Genomic DNA, 16,016 nt, shown 5'->3' with positions numbered 1-16,016 from the left:
TTAGACGGGAGCATGACATGGACAGACGCACACTGATCAAAACCTTCGTCAGTCTGGCGGGAGCCCAGGCACTGCCCCTCTCGGCATTGATGTACAGTGGTTCCAGCGTGGCGGGCGAGGTTGGTGAGCCCAAGCCATTCAGTTACGCGTGGCTGAAAGGCCATGCGCGGGCCTTGGCCGGTGAACCCTGGGTGTCACATGAAGGGGAGTTGCCCGGCTCGTTGAAGAATCTGTCCTGGGACGATTACCAGGCGATCGGCTTTCGCCCCGAAGAAGCGCTTTGGCGTAACGACGACAATGCGTTCCAGGTGCAGCTCTTCCATCTTGGCCTCTACTTCAAAACCCCGGTGCGCATCCACGAAGTGGAAGATGGCGAGGCCCGGGAGCTTGCGTACAAGCCGGAATATTTCCGATATGAGGGTGAACAACCCCTGGGGACCCTGCCGGAGGATCTTGGCTATGCCGGGTTCCGTGTTCACTTCCACACGGACTACGAGCGCGACCTGGCCGCTTTCCTCGGCGCCAGCTACTTCAGGGCGGTTGGGTCAGAGATGCAATACGGGCTCTCCGCCAGGGGTCTGGCGATCGACACCGCACTGGAAAGCGGGGAAGAGTTCCCGCAGTTTTCGGCCTTCTGGCTGGAGAAACCGAAACCGGGCAGCCAGAACATGGTGGTCTATGCACTTCTGGATTCACCCAGCACGACCGGTGCCTATGCCTTTACGTTGACCCCGGGACGGAACATGGTGATGAGCGTGGATGCGGCGATATACCCGAGAAAACCCATTCAGCGGGTGGGGGTCGCGCCACTGACCAGTATGTACCAGACCGGTGAGAATGATCGCCGCATGGCCTATGACTGGCGCCCGGAAATTCACGATTCGGACGGGCTGTCGATCCTGAACGGGCAGGGCGAATGGCTGTGGCGGCCACTGGTCAATCCTCGCTCCCTGCGGGTAAATACGTTTGTTGACAATAATCCTCGTGGCTTTGGCCTGCTGCAGCGCGACCGCCGGTTTGCCAACTACCAGGACGATGGCGTGTTCTACGAGAAACGTCCGAGCACCTGGGTCACGCCTCACGATGACTGGGGCAAAGGCAGTGTGATGCTGGTGGAGATTCCCACCAAGGACGAGACGTTCGACAATATCGTCGCCTTCTGGCACCCCGAGAAGCCCATGGAGCCGGGGCAGGAGTATCTTTATTCCTACACGTTGTCATGGGGGGCCGAGCCGCCGATGGAGCCAGAGGAGTTGGCCACGGTCCAGGCAACACGTACGGGATTGGGGGGCGTTGTCGGGCAGGAGCGAAAATATTTCTCCTGGCGGTTTGCCGTGGACTTTGCCGGCGGCGCGCTGCCGCTGGTGGGGGACGATGCAGAGGTAGAGCCGGTGATAACGGCCAGCCGTGGGGAGGTGGAAATCACCTCTGCGCGGCCATTGGACTCCATTGGTGGTTATCGGGCGATGTTTGACCTTGTGCCCGACGACTCCCTGGAACCGATTGACCTGCGTCTTCAGCTCAAGCTGGGCAACCAGGTGCTTACCGAAACCTGGTTGTACCAGTACACGCCGCCGCCGAAGGACGAGCGCACTCTCTATTAGCCTTGCTTCTGGGCGGTGAAGGCTGCCGCTCTGTCAACAATTACGCTGCCAGGTAATTCGGGATTGTTGACAATAATTGAGTTAGGGCGTAGATTTCCGGTAATTCCAGTCACTATTGTTGACAAAATATGCCGGAAGCTATCGCCCAAACCTATACCCGTGCCGATGAAGCCTTCGATTGTCTGCAAACGGCCATCGTTAAGGGCGACCTTGCCCCTGGCGAAAAGATCGGCGAAGTCGAACTCTGCTCCCGTTTCAATCTTACCCGTGGCCCGCTTCGCGAGGCGCTTGGCCGCCTTGAATCCCGAGGGTTGCTGGTGCGCCGGCCCCACGCCGGGGTAAAGGTGGTCTCAGTCAGCGCTGATGAACTCATGGAGCTCTACCGCATTCGCGAAACCATGGAGGGGCTCGCCGCCCGTCAGGCCGCCGAGCGGATGACCGATCAGGAAATCGCTGACCTGTCCGCCACCCTCGATAGCCATGAGCGAATGATCGAACAGGCCCAGGGCCAGGCCTACTATCAGGCGGAAGGCGACTACGACTTCCATCACCGAATTGCCACAGGCAGTCGCAACACCAAACTCGCGCAAATGCTGCTGGGTGATCTTTACTATATGGTCCGGATGTATCGTTACCGTTTGAGCACCTCATCCGGGCGCCCTCACATGGCGCTGGGGGAGCATCGCAGGATTGTTGAAGCCATCGCCCAGCGTGACGGCGAGCTGGCGGAATTCCTGATGAAACGACACATCCATGCGGCCCGCAAAAACATCGAGAAAAAGATTCAGCAAGGCGATTTAACGATCTAGAACCGTCACCCCAAATAACGAGGTTACTCATGTCCAAAACACTATCCCCAGGCGCACGCTTCCGCAAAGCCCTGAAAGAAAACCACCCCCTACAGATCGTCGGCACCATCAACGCCTATACTGCCATGATGGCGGAAAAGGTCGGTCATCAGGCCATCTACCTGTCCGGCGGCGGTGTTGCCAATGCGTCCTATGGTTTGCCGGATCTGGGCATGACCACTCTGAACGATGTGGTCGAGGATGTCCGCCGTATCACTGCGGCCACCGACGTCCCGCTGCTGGTAGACATCGATACCGGGTGGGGCGGCGCCTTCAACATTGCTCGCACAATTCGCGAAATGGAACGCGCTGGCGCAGCGGCAGTCCATATCGAAGATCAGGTGGCCCAGAAACGCTGTGGTCACCGACCGAACAAGGAAATCGTCTCCCAGGAAGAAATGGTGGATCGCATCACGGCCGCCGTGGATGCCCGTCAGGACGATGACTTCTTCATCATGGCTCGTACCGACGCGTTCCAGAAGGAAGGCCTGGACGCCGCGATTGAGCGTGCGAAGGCCTGCATAGAGGCGGGCGCCGACGGCATTTTCGCCGAAGCGGTGACCGAGTTGGAGCACTACAAGGCCTTCTCTGAAGCCCTGGACGTGCCGGTGCTGGCCAATATTACCGAGTTCGGTGCCACGCCGTTGTACAATCGCAAGGAGCTTGCAGAAGCCGGCGCCGGTATGGTGCTGTATCCATTGAGTGCCTTTCGCGCCATGAACAAGGCTGCACTGACGGTTTACGAAAACATCCTCGAGAAAGGTGACCAGAAAGACGTGGTTGATCTTATGCAAACGCGGATGGAGTTGTACGATTTCCTGAACTACCACGATTTCGAACAGAAGCTGGACGAGCTGTTCCAGCAGAAAAAGGGTTAATCAAAATCCAAACATTGATGAGGGGGAAAACCATGGCTGAAGCAAAAAAACTCGGAGGCGCAGGTCTTCGCGGCCAGGTGGCTGGCGTAACGTCGCTGTGTACTGTTGGCCAGTCCGGTGCCGGCCTGACCTATCGTGGCTATGACATCAGCGATCTGGCGGACCACGCCCAGTTTGAAGAAGTGGCTTACCTGTTGTTGCGCGGCAAGCTGCCTAACCGGCAGGAGCTTGAGGACTACAAGAAAAAGCTTGTGAGTATGCGTGAACTGCCATACGCCGTGAAATCCGTACTGGAGCATATTCCCAAAGACGCCCACCCCATGGACGTCATGCGCACCGGCTGCTCCATGCTGGGTAACCTGGAAACGGAGACCGACTTCAGCCAGCAGGACGACAAAATCGATCGCATGCTGGCACTGTTCCCGGCCATCATCACCTACTGGTACCGCTTCGCCCATGAAGGCGTGCGCATCGATACCGCCAGCGACGTGGATTCCATTGGCGGCCATTTCCTGGAACTGCTCCACGGCAAGAAACCCAGCGAACTGCATGAGCGAGTTATGAACGTGTCGCTGATTCTTTATGCAGAGCATGAGTTCAACGCCTCTACCTTCACGGCTCGAGTGTGCGCTTCCACCCTGTCGGATATCCACAGCTGCGTGACCGGTGCGATTGGTACGCTGCGCGGCCCGCTTCACGGTGGCGCCAATGAGGCGGCCATGGCGCTGATCCAGAAATTCCAGACCCCGGACGAAGCCGAGAAAGGCCTGCTGGGCATGCTGGAGCGCAAAGAGAAGATTATGGGCTTCGGCCATGCGATCTATCGGGAGTCTGATCCCCGCAACGCCATCATCAAGAAATGGTCCGAGGAGCTCGCCAAGGAAGTGGGTGATACCGTTCTGTACCCGGTATCGGTTCGTTGTGAGGAAGTCATGTGGCGCGAGAAGAAGCTGTTCTGCAACGCCGACTTCTTCCATGCCTCCGCCTATCACTTCATGGGTATCCCGACCGAATTGTTTACCCCCATCTTCGTGATGTCACGGGTGTCTGGTTGGACCGCCCACGTGAAAGAGCAGCGTGAGAACAACCGCATCATCCGCCCAAGTGCCGATTACGATGGCCCGGCGGATTCGAAGTGGGTGCCGATCGACGAGCGGCCGTAATCCGATAAACCAGAATTTGAGTACCGCCCATGAACATTGATTACCGCAAACCTCTCCCGGGCACCGACCTGGAGTATTTTGACACCCGTCAGGCTGTGGAAGACATCCAGCCTGGCGCCTACGACAAACTGCCGTACACCTCCAAGATCCTGGCGGAGCAGTTAGTTCGTCGTTGTGATCCATCGGCACTGACGGATTCCCTCAAGCAGCTGATCGAACGCAAACGGGACCTGGATTTTCCCTGGTACCCGGCCCGCGTGGTCTGCCATGACATCCTTGGCCAGACGGCCCTGGTAGATCTGGCTGGCCTGCGCGATGCCATCAAGGAAAAGGGTGGTGATCCGGCGAAAGTCAATCCGGTGGTGCCCACCCAGTTGATCGTGGATCACTCGCTGGCCGTTGAGCATGCTGGTTTCGAGAAAGACGCGTTCGAGAAAAACCGTGCCGTGGAAGACCGCCGCAACGACGACCGTTTCCACTTCATCAACTGGACCAAGACGGCGTTCAAGAACGTAGATGTGATTCCTCCGGGCAACGGCATCATGCACCAGATCAACCTGGAGAAGATGTCGCCGGTGGTTCAGAACCGTGACGGTATTGCGTATCCGGATACCTGCGTGGGAACCGACAGCCACACGCCAATGGTAGACGCCCTTGGTGTTATCTCCGTGGGCGTGGGCGGCCTTGAAGCCGAAAGCGTGATGCTGGGCCGCGCCTCCATGATGCGCCTGCCAGACATCGTGGGTGTGGAGCTCAAGGGCAAGCTGCAACCAGGAATCACCGGTACCGACATGGTGCTGGCTATCACTGAATTCCTGCGTAAGGAAAGGGTGGTAGGTGCCTACCTGGAATTCTACGGCGAAGGCGCCGACAGCCTGACCGTAGGTGACCGGGCCACCATCTCCAACATGACTCCGGAATACGGTGCCACGGCGGCGATGTTCTATATCGACGGCCAGACCATCGATTACCTCAAGCTGACCGGTCGTGAAGACGAACAGGTCGCCCTGGTTGAGAGATACGCCAAAGAGACAGGCCTGTGGGCCGACAGCATGAAAAACGCCGAATACGAGCGAGTGCTGACATTTGACCTGTCCAAGGTACATCGTACGCTGGCGGGCCCGTCTAACCCCCACGCGCATCTTCCCACCTCCGAACTGGCCGAGCGCGGTGTTGCCGGCAAATGGGAAAAAGAAGAGGGCAAGATGCCGGACGGCGCGTGCATCATCGCCGCGATTACCAGTTGCACGAATACCAGTAACCCCCGCAATATGGTGGCCGCAGGCCTGATCGCCCGTAATGCCAACAAACTGGGCCTGACTCGCAAGCCCTGGGTAAAGACTTCCCTGGCGCCGGGCTCCAAGACGGTAAAAATGTATCTGGAAGAAGCCAGCCTGATGTCCGAGCTGGAAGAACTCGGCTTCGGCGTAGTGGCTTTCGCCTGCACCACCTGTAATGGCATGAGTGGCGCACTGGACCCGAAGATCCAAAAGGAAATTGTTGATCGGGACCTGTATTCCACCGCCGTGCTTTCGGGCAACCGGAACTTTGACGGCCGCATTCATCCCTACGCCAAGCAGGCGTTCCTGGCATCACCGCCGCTTGTGGTGGCCTATGCGATTGCAGGCACCATCCGCTTCGACATCGAAAAAGACGCCCTGGGTCACGACAAGGATGGCAATCCCATTACCTTGAAGGACATCTGGCCGGATGATGCGGAAATTGATGCCATCGTTAAGTCCAGCGTGAAGCCGGAGCAGTTCCGCAGCACTTATATTCCGATGTTCGACATCACCCGGGATGCGCACGCCAACACCAACCCGAACTACGACTGGCGCCCCCAGAGCACCTACATTCGTCGCCCGCCGTACTGGGAAGGCGGCATGGTAGGCGAGAAAACCCTCAAGGGTATGCGCCCGCTGGCGGTGTTGCCGGACAACATCACCACCGACCACCTGTCGCCGTCCAATGCCATCCTGATGGACAGCGCAGCCGGTGAATACCTGCATAAAATGGGCGTGCCTGAGGAAGACTTCAACTCCTACGCCACCCATCGGGGCGATCACCTGACGGCTCAGCGCGCCACCTTTGCCAACCCGAAACTGTTCAATGAAATGGTCCGGGACGAGAATGGCAAGGTGAAGCAGGGCTCCCTGGCGAGGGTTGAGCCGGAAGGCAAGGTCACCCGCATGTGGGAAGCCATCGAAACCTACATGGAGCGGAAGCAGCCACTGATCATCATCGCTGGCGCCGACTATGGTCAGGGTTCCTCCCGTGACTGGGCGGCCAAGGGCGTGGCCCTGGCGGGTGTGGAAGCCATCGTTGCCGAAGGCTTTGAGCGCATTCACCGTACCAATCTCGTCGGCATGGGCGTTATGCCCCTGCAGTTCGAGGAAGGCACCACGCGGCAAACCCTGGGTATTGATGGTACTGAAATCTATGATGTAGAGGGCACTGCTGCACCGCGTGCGCAACTCACTCTGGTTATCCATCGCAACAATGGCAGTACCGAGCGTGTGCCCGTGATCTGTCGTCTGGATACAGCGGAAGAAGTGTCTATCTATAGTGCTGGTGGCGTGCTTCAGCGCTTTGCCGAGGACTTCCTGCAATCGGAGGGCGCCGCATGACCCACGCGCCCCAGATAAAAGTTCCCGCTACCTACATGCGTGGCGGCACCAGCAAGGGCGTGTTCTTTCGGTTGAAGGATCTGCCGGAAGCGGCGCAAGTCCCGGGCAAAGCCCGGGATAACCTTCTGCTGCGTGTGATCGGCAGCCCGGACCCTTACCAGAAGCAGATCGACGGCATGGGCGGTGCTACCTCCAGCACCAGCAAGACCGTGATCCTGGCCGAGCCGACACAACCGGACCACGACGTGGACTACCTCTTCGGTCAGGTGTCCATCGACAAGCCGTTCGTCGACTGGAGCGGGAACTGCGGCAACCTGACCGCCGCCGTCGGCGCATTCGCCATCAATGGTGGTTTCGTCGCTCAAGAGCGTATTCCGGAAAACGGTATTGCCACGGTTCGCATCTGGCAGGCCAACATCCGGAAAACCATCATTGCCCGCATTCCCATCACCAATGGTGAAGTGCAGGAAACCGGTGATTTCGAACTGGACGGCGTGACCTTCCCGGCTGCCGAAGTCCAGGTGGAATTCATGGACCCCGCCGATGGCGAAGGCGCCATGTTCCCCACCGGTAACCTGATGGACGACCTGGAAGTACCCGGTTTTGGCACCCTTAAGGCCACCATGATCAATGCCGGCATTCCCACCATCTTCCTGAATGCAGAAGACATTGGCTACAAGGGCACGGAACTGCAGGACGATATCAACAGCAATCCCGAGGCCCTGGCGATGTTTGAAACCATCCGCGCCCACGGTGCTGTCAAAATGGGACTGATTCAGTCCGTAGAAGAGGCCGCCAGCCGCCAGCACACGCCCAAGGTGGCGTTTGTGGCAAAGCCGTCTGACTATGTGTCTTCCAGTGGCAAAGCCATTGGGGCAGGGGATGTGGACGTGCTGGTGCGGGCCCTTTCCATGGGTAAGCTCCACCACGCGATGATGGGAACAGCCGCCGTTGCTATTGCTACCGCAGCTGCCGTACCGGGAACTCTGGTTAACCTGGCCGCTGGCGGCGGTGACAGAACCTCCGTGACCTTCGGCCACCCATCAGGCACCTTGCAGGTTGGTGCGGAAGCCAGCCTGGCCAACGGCCAGTGGACAGCCACCAAAGCCATCATGAGCCGCAGCGCGCGAGTGCTTATGGAAGGTTGGGTGAGGGTGCCCTTGATCTAATTGTGACGCTGGTTGCGACAGGTTTCACGATTCCAGAATTCAGCGCTTGTAAGCTCTTTGAATAAAAGAGATAAACGCTTAAATTTCAACGGAATGTGAAAAATGTCGCAACCATTCGGTCCGTCTGGCCTTCCTCTTATTGTTTGTTCAATCGCCTTGGCATTGGTTGGATGTGGTGACGGTGGGTCCTCCTCATCATCGAATTCTTCGCAAGCTGGGCAAGACAACGCTGGCCCCGGAGTGACGGCGAAATCCCTGCCCGAACTGGATGGCTATATTGAGCACGACTATTCCTTACGAGGCACGAACGAGAACCCACGGGTTTATCGTCGTAATCTTGAATCTCACTCGCTGGCTTATGTGCAGGCAGGGGATAAGGTGGGTGGACAGGTATTTGCCGGGGGTGTCTTTACCGACAATCTGTTCGCTCCAGCCGCCGTAACCGCAAGCTCAACCAGCGTGTCGATTCACAGCCGCGTTGATGGAACAAGTGTCAAACTGTCGAATATTGGTGGCGGGCAGGAACCTTGTTCCGTTAAGGGTTTCGTGAACAGCGACCTGTCGACAGGACTTGTCAATCTGGCGATGTCCGGCGGTAATCTGACATGCGACCTCTCGGTTGATTCCGACGACACGCATTACTGGTGGACATTGGGAGCCAATACGCTCGAGGTCTGGGAAGCGGATGGGGTGTCATCCTACACGGATGTATTCTTCAACGGCGACGGCGATATCGATTTTGTGGTCGCCAATAACTATGCCGAAAGGACGATCATCCTGTATGGAGAGTCAGGCGCTGAGCTGAAGCGGGTGGCGGGAAGCACCTGGGTGCCGAGAGTCTACCCCATGGCAGAACCCGGCCCCACACGGGATGAGACGTTTGTGGGTGTGCTCAGTGACGGCGAGTTTTTGATGACCTCAGTTGCGATGCTGTTGGACTCCGGTCTTGCAGGCGCACAACCTGTGCTGTCGGGACTTTCTGAGTCTGCCCGGTTGGCCTCACTCTCTTTGATCGAGGACGACAAATACACAATCATCGCGGACCGTGGCGTGTTGCACAAGGTCGATGAAATCAATCGATCTGCCTCTTTGTTTGCTGATTTCTCAGATAAGTTTGCGGATGGTTGGGCGCTCGACGATGTTGTCGTTATGGGCGACAAAGCCATCGCTTTATGGACGACTTTTCAGGGTGCTGATCGCTCAGACCCTCTCGGTGAAGTCTATACCGTCGATCTGAGTTCGGGTGAGGTCGATTTGCTTCTGGCGGTGGAATCTACGTTTGTTGCTTCTCGAACGGAATCACTGCTTTTCGTCAATTTCCTGGATTTCTCAGGTCGTAACAGAACCCTGATTGTAGGCCGGCCCGGTGGCCCGGTTGTGCCTAACGCGGAAACCTACTATGCAACGTCGATGAACCTGACTCGTGGCGGAGACCGAGCAAAAGTGCTGGCGATGAGCTCTTCCATCGAGAGGGATGTGCTCAGCCCCGCGGGATTGCTCAACCCCGACATATGGGCCGTCAATGAAACCACCGGGAACATAACAAGCAAGGTAATGACGCTGCCTTACAATTGTTACTCTATGGACTCTCTTTATGCGATTAACAGTCACCTCAGCGTCGTGTCTTTCTGTGAGGATGGGTTCGCGATAGAAGAGCTGGAGCTAGAGAGAGGGACGTTGAGTTTCGTCACCTCGGATCTGCGGGCAATAAACTGAAGGGTAATGGTTGGAAAGCTAAAAGCCCCACCAGCTTGAGCCTGGAGGCCCACGTTCCGGCTCCGCAAAACACCTGTCGAGCTTGCGGAGCCGAAGCGCTCTACTTATGCCTTGCGACTACGGCGACGCAGTCCAAAACCCAGGGCGCCAAGCCCCAGCAGGGCCAGGGTGCTGGGCTCCGGAACCGGGTTGGTCGGAGTAATCGGGCTACCGGCGTCGAAATCGTTGTTGTCAGTATCGCTCAGGAAGCTGAACATGCCTGAGAACAGGCTGCCATCGAAATCGATAGCCATGGTTGTAAACAGGTCGTCGTAAAATACACCATCGAGGGAAAGCTTGTCGGAGTATTCAACGTTCACGGTTGTGCTATCCGTCAGATCGCCGGAATTGGACAGTCGAAAAGGCTTGCCCAGGGCTGAATCTGGTGAGCGGGAGTCGCTACCAACAATGTCAAAGATCGTGTTTCCCGGACGCCCGTTCAATACGATGCTGGTGACGTCTTGAACGGAATTGAAGGTAAACGGGGAGCTGTAGGTGTCTCCATTGATAGACAAGCTCCAGCCACTACCGATGGCTTCGCCATAGGAAGAGCTGCCGACTGTACCGTCAAATGCCACGGTTTCACAGGCTGCGCTGGCAAAGCAAGTAGTGACTTCCATGCCGTCCATCAGCGAGCCGTCGGTTGAATACCCGGTCAGCATTTCGGTGTTGTAGAGGTCGCCGTCAGAGTTGACGACGTTTACGATGGGGGCTGCGTAAGCGTTCCCGGCCATTGCAGCGGCCAATCCCAGGCCGATCACTATTTTGTGGTCAAATCCTTTCATACTTCATTCTCCTTGCGTTTTTACCGATATCCATATTCACCCCGCGTTTCCTGCAGAGTGGTCTCCGGACTGCGTTCTTAGCAAGAAAAAAGCCAGCTTGGATATTTTTCGGTTAAAACAGCCGGTTGGCATTTTCTGAATGCTCTGGTCACCGGTGAGGCATTGAAAAGTGTATAAAAAGTCAACGCTTAAGATCTGGATGGCTGTATCCCGGCCGGGCCGATGTACTAACCTGTTTGGCATGACTGTTTTTCGTTCTTAGTCTCTCACTGAGATCCAAAACCAATAAGGGATTCGCAATGAGCTCCAACGCTGATCAGAACATTCGCCCCGACTATGACGACGTCCTGCAGGCAATCGTCGACTACGCTCTCGGCTATCGGATAAAAAGCAAAGAGGCTTGGAATACCGCGAGAAACTGCCTGATAGATACCCTCGGTTGCGGCCTTCTCGCCCTGCGTTTCCCTGAATGCACCAAGCACCTTGGGCCGCTGGTTGACGGAACCGTTGTACCCCATGGCGCCCGGGTTCCGGGCACTCCTTACAGACTCGATCCGGTAAAGGCGGCCTGGGATATTGGCTGTATCGTGCGCTGGCTGGACTACAACGATACCTGGCTGGCGGCGGAGTGGGGCCACCCCTCGGATAACCTGGGGGGCATACTGGCCGTGGCGGATCATCTGTCCCAGAAGCGGGTGGCGGAGGGCAAGGCGCCCCTGACCATGCGGGATGTCCTGGAGGCTATGATCATGGCCCATGAAATCCAGGGGGTGCTTGCACTCGAAAACTCGTTTAACCGGGTGGGGCTGGATCACGTTGTGCTCGTCAAGGTGGCCTCAACCGCTGTTGTCGCAAAACTGATGGGTGCCAGTCGCGATCAAATGCTGTCGGCCTTGTCCCATGCCTGGGTGGACGGCCAGGCGCTGCGAACCTACCGTCATGCGCCGAACGCTGGCTCCCGAAAATCCTGGGCGGCGGGAGATGCAACGTCCCGCGCCGTGCGGCTGGCCGATATTGCAATGCGGGGAGAAATGGGCATCCCGGGGGTGCTCACGGCGCCCCAATGGGGCTTCTACGACATCCTGTTCAGCAAAACCAATAAAGATCAGAAACTGAAACCTGAGGACAAGCGTCAGTTTACTTTACCCCAGGCTTTTGGCGCCTACGTGATGGAAAACATTCTGTTCAAGATATCCTTCCCGGCCGAGTTCCATGCTCAAACAGCGGCGGAAGCAGCGGTCATACTTCATCCCGAGGTAAAAGACCGCCTGGATGACATCGAACGAATCGTTATCACCACCCACGAATCTGCCATCCGTATCATCTCGAAACAGGGCACATTGGCAAACGCGGCCGACCGGGATCACTGCCTTCAATACATGGCTGCTGTACCGTTGATTTTTGGGGGGCTGACAGCGGAGCATTATGAAGACAGCTTCCATGAGGCCAACCCGATGATCGACCAACTCCGAGACAAGATGGACGTGGTGGAAGATGAGCGATATACGCGTGAGTATCTGGAAGCAGATAAGCGCTCAATTGCCAATGCGATTCAGGTGTTCTTCGCCGACGGCACCAGCACGGATAAGGTGGCAGTTGAGTATCCCATTGGCCATCGCCGTCGCCGAAAGGAGGGGATTCCCCTGCTTGAGGATAAGTTCCGCCATAACCTGGCGACCCGGTTTCCTGGTCAGCGCTGCGAGAAGATCTTTAACCTGTGTAAAGATCAAGCGCTATTGGAGTCGACCCCCGCACACGAATTTGTTGACCTGTTTGTTATCTGAACTGATTGGAGCGCCTGCTCTCCGGGCATAGCGAGGGGTTGTCGAAAAACTTTACATTGAGAAAATGTGCGGGCTTCTAACTGACTGAAAATGAACCAGTTGAAGCCGTGGCACGTCTTATGCAGCAGTTACTCCCTATCGAAGACGATTCTGTCAGCTTATATGGAGTACTGATATGAACACACTACAAACAGTCGGCGCCATTGGGGTTCTCCTTGGCGCCTGCAACTGGGCCAGCGCTGCGCCCATTCTCAGCATTAGTAGCCAGGGCGCTACAGCGGCCGCCTCTGCGGAACAGGACTTCCTGGACGCTGCGCATTCCGGTTATCTCACCGAAACGTTCGATGATAATTCTTTTTACACCGTTGGAAGCCAGGCTGGCACCATCACCTCCTCAGTGGGTGTTGGGGCCTTTACCAGTGCGGTGCCAGGTTCAGGCGGGTTGTGCGATAGCGGTCCCTATAACTGCAATGGCGGTCTTGCCGTATTGAACGCCGGCGCCAGTCCCTTTAGCGGGCGCTATTCCGTATCCGGGGATAACTGGTTGGACAGTATGGATGCACGCCAGATGGTTATTTCTCCAGCGACTGGTTTTAGCGCCATGGGTTTCTATATGACAGACCCCAACGATGCTGGCGGACGCCTCTCGATTGGCGGGTTCGATTTCAGCTTCAACGACATATTTGGGTCTGCTCTGGGCAACGGCAGAGTTTTCTATGTCAGCCTCTATGACGCAGCGGGTTTGGGGGATGTCAGTATTTTTTCCAACAACCCCGATGATGGGTACGGCATCGACAACATAACAGTCGCCAATGTCACAGAGCCGGGTACGCTGGCTTTGTTCGCGCTGGGACTGCTAGGGATTGGGCTTTCGCTTTCGCGGAAGTCAAAGCGCAACCGCTGAGGATCAATGGCGGTGTGTCAGTATATTTTACGCAACCCAAATATTGCCAATGTAAGTTATTGTTTAATAATGAATAAATAATTGGCACGACAACTGCATTGGTTTGAGCGGTTGATGAGAATCATAAGATGTAGACAAGGAGCAGTAAAATGAAAATGACTTCAAAGCTGATTGCAGCGGCGATGCTGGTGGGAACGTTCTCGGTAGCTCAGGCCGCTCCAATGGACGTTTTCGACCTGAAAACAGACGGTGGCACGGACGTGTTTACCGATTCCCTCGGTGAAGGCGCGTTCTACGACAACGGAGCCTCTTTTGCAAAACTGAACGATGTTGATGGTAACCAGGATTCAGCCGGTGCCTTCCTGCTGTTTGAATTTGCAGGTTTTGCGAACATCAACAACTTCGGTATCTATAACCTGAACGACACCAACGAAACACTTCAGGTGTTTTCAGGGTCGGAAGGCTCTGGCGGTCGCCAGGTAGAATTTGACCTGGACGCCGGAACGGCTTCCACTCACTTCGGAACAGCCAACATTGGCTCTACGTTCGGCTTCTATCTGCAGCGCGGCAACACCACGTTCTATTCAGATGCCAGCCTGAACGGCGGCGTTGACATGACACGGATCTTTGACGTGACTGGCAGCCAGAACAGCAGCTTCTTTGGCAGCTCACTGATTGTGGCCTTCGAAGACCTGATTGATGGTGACTTTGATTACAACGATCTGATCGTTGGTATTTCAGACGTGCAAGCGGTGCCCGAGCCAGGAACGCTCGCTCTGTTTGGTCTTGGCCTGCTGGGCCTCGGTATGACTCGCCGTCGCAAGTCAGCCTGAGCTAAGTAAGCCATGAAACACCCTGCCTCGATCTCTGGGGCAGGGTGTTTTGCGTTTCTGGCGTCGCGTTGGGTGCTGTCCTTCTACTGTCCCTGATTGCAGTATCATTAAAATACAGTAAACTCTGTTCATCGTTAGATCTGCAGCATGGGATGCGCAGACGCATTTCCAGTGAACAGCAAAAGGAGTTGGCGTGGCCCACGTCAGATTGTTCAGGCACTACATTCATGTCCCTTTCGTTATTCTGGGCTTAATTGATTTTGTTGTCCTGGCCGTAAGTTTCTCGCTTGCCGCATTTTTTCGCCACTTCGGCGAAGTGTCCTTCTTTCTCGACAGCTATGTATTCCTGCTGCCTTCCGCTGTTGTTTTCAGTCTCGTCAACCTGGTAGTCATGATTGCCCTGGGTGTTCACCAGTCCCGCCTGGAAGAAGGCATGTCCGGGATGATGCTGAGGACCATTTTTTCGCTCATTATCGGCGTTCCGGCGGTGAGTGTTCTATTTATCATCGGCAACGACTGGCTCTGGTATCTCGGCTTCACGGATCTCCTCACATCGGCCTCGGTCTTTGGATTCTTCCTGCTGGGAATATGCCGTTGGGTCTTCTTCGCAATGGCAGGTAAGGACGCGTTCAAGCGAAAAGTTCTCGTACTCGGAGCGGGTTTCAGGGCCCGGCAGCTTCTGGAAGACCTTACAACGCCGTTTAATCGTAAGGGTTTTATCCTGACAGGGTTTGTGCCGATTCCCGATGAGCCGATTCAGGTCAGTGATGAAAACCTTCTCCAGATCCCGACCACATTGCATCAATACATCCTCAAGCACCCAGCAAAGGAGATCGTGGTTGCTGTCGACGATCGCCGTAAGGGGTTGCCGATGGAAGATCTTTTGGAATGCAAAATGCTGGGTGTCCGCATCGTGGATGGGGCTAGTTTCTACGAGAGAGAGTCACGGAAAGTCGCACTGGAGATGGTAACCCACGGCTGGCTGGTATTCTCGGACGGCTTCAAAGTGTCGTCTGTATATGGGTTTGGCAAGCGTTTGCTGGACATCCTGGCGGCGGGTGTGTTGTTACTGGCAGGCCTGCCACTGATGATTCTCACGGCAATTGCCATCAAGATTGAAGACGGGATAAAGGCGCCCGTGTTTTACAGTCAGGAGAGAGTAGGCCTTAACGGCAGTGTCTTTAAGGTTCACAAATTCCGTTCAATGATCACCGATGCAGAGAAAAACGGTGCAGTATGGGCCAGTCAGAATGACGCACGGGTCACGAAAGTGGGTGATATTATTCGTAAAATCCGCGTGGATGAATTGCCCCAGATCTTTAACGTTATCAACGGTACTATGGCATTTGTGGGTCCTCGCCCTGAAAGGCCTGTCTTTGTTGAGCAATTGTCGGAGAAGATTCCATTCTACAGCGAGCGCCACCGGGTAAAGCCGGGTTTGACGGGTTGGGCCCAGCTTTGTTTTGCTTATGCTGATAATGAAGAAGATACACGGGAAAAACTTCGTTACGACCTTTATTACATCAAAAATCAGAGTTTATTACTGGATTTGTTGATTATAATTCAGACAGTAGAAGTGGTATTGTTTAAGAAAGGATCACGGTAGTTTCGGGACCCACATTTCCGAGACATGGAAACAGGCAAGGAATTGTAGAGAGGACGAACA

12 protein-coding genes are annotated in these 16,016 nt (G+C 55.8%); 11 read left to right on the top strand and 1 reads right to left on the bottom strand.

The window, feature by feature from the left end:
- Window positions 1-17 precede the first annotated feature (17 nt).
- The 7 genes from AAGD24_RS11870 to AAGD24_RS11840 all read left to right on the top strand — a co-directional run bounded on the left by AAGD24_RS11870 (window position 18) and on the right by AAGD24_RS11840 (window position 10,005).
- On the top strand, window positions 18-1,604 hold the full coding sequence (locus AAGD24_RS11870; protein ID WP_199480704.1) for a glucan biosynthesis protein: 1,587 nt from the start codon (window positions 18-20) through the stop codon (window positions 1,602-1,604).
- A 128-nt stretch (window positions 1,605-1,732) separates the two neighbouring features.
- The gene (locus tag AAGD24_RS11865; RefSeq protein WP_036205397.1) at window positions 1,733-2,413 is read left to right on the top strand and encodes a GntR family transcriptional regulator; all 681 of its coding nucleotides are present in this window, start codon (window positions 1,733-1,735) and stop codon (window positions 2,411-2,413) included.
- Window positions 2,414-2,442: 29 nt separating this feature from the next.
- Window positions 2,443-3,330 (top strand): methylisocitrate lyase, encoded by an 888-nt coding sequence (gene prpB / locus AAGD24_RS11860; protein WP_036205398.1) that lies wholly within the window; start codon window positions 2,443-2,445, stop codon window positions 3,328-3,330.
- A 32-nt stretch (window positions 3,331-3,362) separates the two neighbouring features.
- Window positions 3,363-4,493 (top strand): 2-methylcitrate synthase, encoded by a 1,131-nt coding sequence (prpC, locus tag AAGD24_RS11855; RefSeq protein ID WP_036205399.1) that lies wholly within the window; start codon window positions 3,363-3,365, stop codon window positions 4,491-4,493.
- 29 nt (window positions 4,494-4,522) lie between these two features.
- Entirely contained in the window at window positions 4,523-7,120 is a 2,598-nt protein-coding gene (gene acnD, locus AAGD24_RS11850; protein ID WP_379865221.1) for a Fe/S-dependent 2-methylisocitrate dehydratase AcnD, read from the top strand.
- Complete coding sequence (prpF, locus tag AAGD24_RS11845; RefSeq protein ID WP_379865219.1) at window positions 7,117-8,289, top strand: 2-methylaconitate cis-trans isomerase PrpF; 1,173 nt, start codon at window positions 7,117-7,119, stop codon at window positions 8,287-8,289. The genes acnD and prpF overlap by 4 nt, the downstream gene beginning before the upstream one ends.
- A gap of 102 nt (window positions 8,290-8,391) precedes the next feature.
- The gene (locus tag AAGD24_RS11840; protein ID WP_156105472.1) at window positions 8,392-10,005 is read left to right on the top strand and encodes a hypothetical protein; all 1,614 of its coding nucleotides are present in this window, start codon (window positions 8,392-8,394) and stop codon (window positions 10,003-10,005) included.
- 104 nt (window positions 10,006-10,109) lie between these two features.
- Here AAGD24_RS11840 and AAGD24_RS11835 read toward each other — a convergent pair whose 3' ends face one another.
- Window positions 10,110-10,829, bottom strand: coding sequence for a PEP-CTERM sorting domain-containing protein (locus AAGD24_RS11835; protein WP_036205406.1), 720 nt, complete (start codon window positions 10,827-10,829; stop codon window positions 10,110-10,112).
- A 299-nt stretch (window positions 10,830-11,128) separates the two neighbouring features.
- On the opposite strand from AAGD24_RS11835, the gene prpD reads away from it, so the two are divergent.
- From prpD to AAGD24_RS11815, 4 genes are all read left to right on the top strand, one after another.
- The gene (prpD, locus tag AAGD24_RS11830) at window positions 11,129-12,613 is read left to right on the top strand and encodes a 2-methylcitrate dehydratase (RefSeq protein ID WP_379865216.1); all 1,485 of its coding nucleotides are present in this window, start codon (window positions 11,129-11,131) and stop codon (window positions 12,611-12,613) included.
- Window positions 12,614-12,788: 175 nt separating this feature from the next.
- Window positions 12,789-13,517 carry a PEP-CTERM sorting domain-containing protein gene (locus AAGD24_RS11825; protein ID WP_379865215.1) on the top strand — a complete coding sequence of 243 codons (729 nt, stop codon included), beginning with the start codon at window positions 12,789-12,791 and terminating at the stop codon, window positions 13,515-13,517.
- Window positions 13,518-13,666: 149 nt separating this feature from the next.
- The gene (locus AAGD24_RS11820) at window positions 13,667-14,350 is read left to right on the top strand and encodes a PEP-CTERM sorting domain-containing protein (protein WP_379865213.1); all 684 of its coding nucleotides are present in this window, start codon (window positions 13,667-13,669) and stop codon (window positions 14,348-14,350) included.
- A 193-nt stretch (window positions 14,351-14,543) separates the two neighbouring features.
- Complete coding sequence (locus tag AAGD24_RS11815; RefSeq protein ID WP_126812424.1) at window positions 14,544-15,956, top strand: TIGR03013 family XrtA/PEP-CTERM system glycosyltransferase; 1,413 nt, start codon at window positions 14,544-14,546, stop codon at window positions 15,954-15,956.
- The last annotated feature ends 60 nt before the right edge of the window (window positions 15,957-16,016 follow it).

Origin of the sequence: Marinobacter sp. M5B (assembly GCF_042604615.1) — a bacterium.
In the GTDB taxonomy this organism is placed as follows: Bacteria; Pseudomonadota; Gammaproteobacteria; order Pseudomonadales; family Oleiphilaceae; genus Marinobacter; species Marinobacter salarius.
Note: the sequence above shows the minus strand (reverse complement) of the source record. Positions and strands in the feature narration are given on the sequence as shown.

Coding starts and splice junctions, on each gene's coding strand:
- prpD (WP_379865216.1), top strand. CDS start 11,129: ATGAGCTCCAACGCTGATCAGAACATTCGCCCCGACTATGACGACGTC.
- AAGD24_RS11840 (WP_156105472.1), top strand. CDS start 8,392: ATGTCGCAACCATTCGGTCCGTCTGGCCTTCCTCTTATTGTTTGTTCA.
- AAGD24_RS11835 (WP_036205406.1), bottom strand. CDS start 10,829: ATGAAAGGATTTGACCACAAAATAGTGATCGGCCTGGGATTGGCCGCT.
- AAGD24_RS11865 (WP_036205397.1), top strand. CDS start 1,733: ATGCCGGAAGCTATCGCCCAAACCTATACCCGTGCCGATGAAGCCTTC.
- AAGD24_RS11820 (WP_379865213.1), top strand. CDS start 13,667: ATGAAAATGACTTCAAAGCTGATTGCAGCGGCGATGCTGGTGGGAACG.
- acnD (WP_379865221.1), top strand. CDS start 4,523: ATGAACATTGATTACCGCAAACCTCTCCCGGGCACCGACCTGGAGTAT.
- prpC (WP_036205399.1), top strand. CDS start 3,363: ATGGCTGAAGCAAAAAAACTCGGAGGCGCAGGTCTTCGCGGCCAGGTG.
- prpB (WP_036205398.1), top strand. CDS start 2,443: ATGTCCAAAACACTATCCCCAGGCGCACGCTTCCGCAAAGCCCTGAAA.
- AAGD24_RS11870 (WP_199480704.1), top strand. CDS start 18: ATGGACAGACGCACACTGATCAAAACCTTCGTCAGTCTGGCGGGAGCC.
- AAGD24_RS11825 (WP_379865215.1), top strand. CDS start 12,789: ATGAACACACTACAAACAGTCGGCGCCATTGGGGTTCTCCTTGGCGCC.
- prpF (WP_379865219.1), top strand. CDS start 7,117: ATGACCCACGCGCCCCAGATAAAAGTTCCCGCTACCTACATGCGTGGC.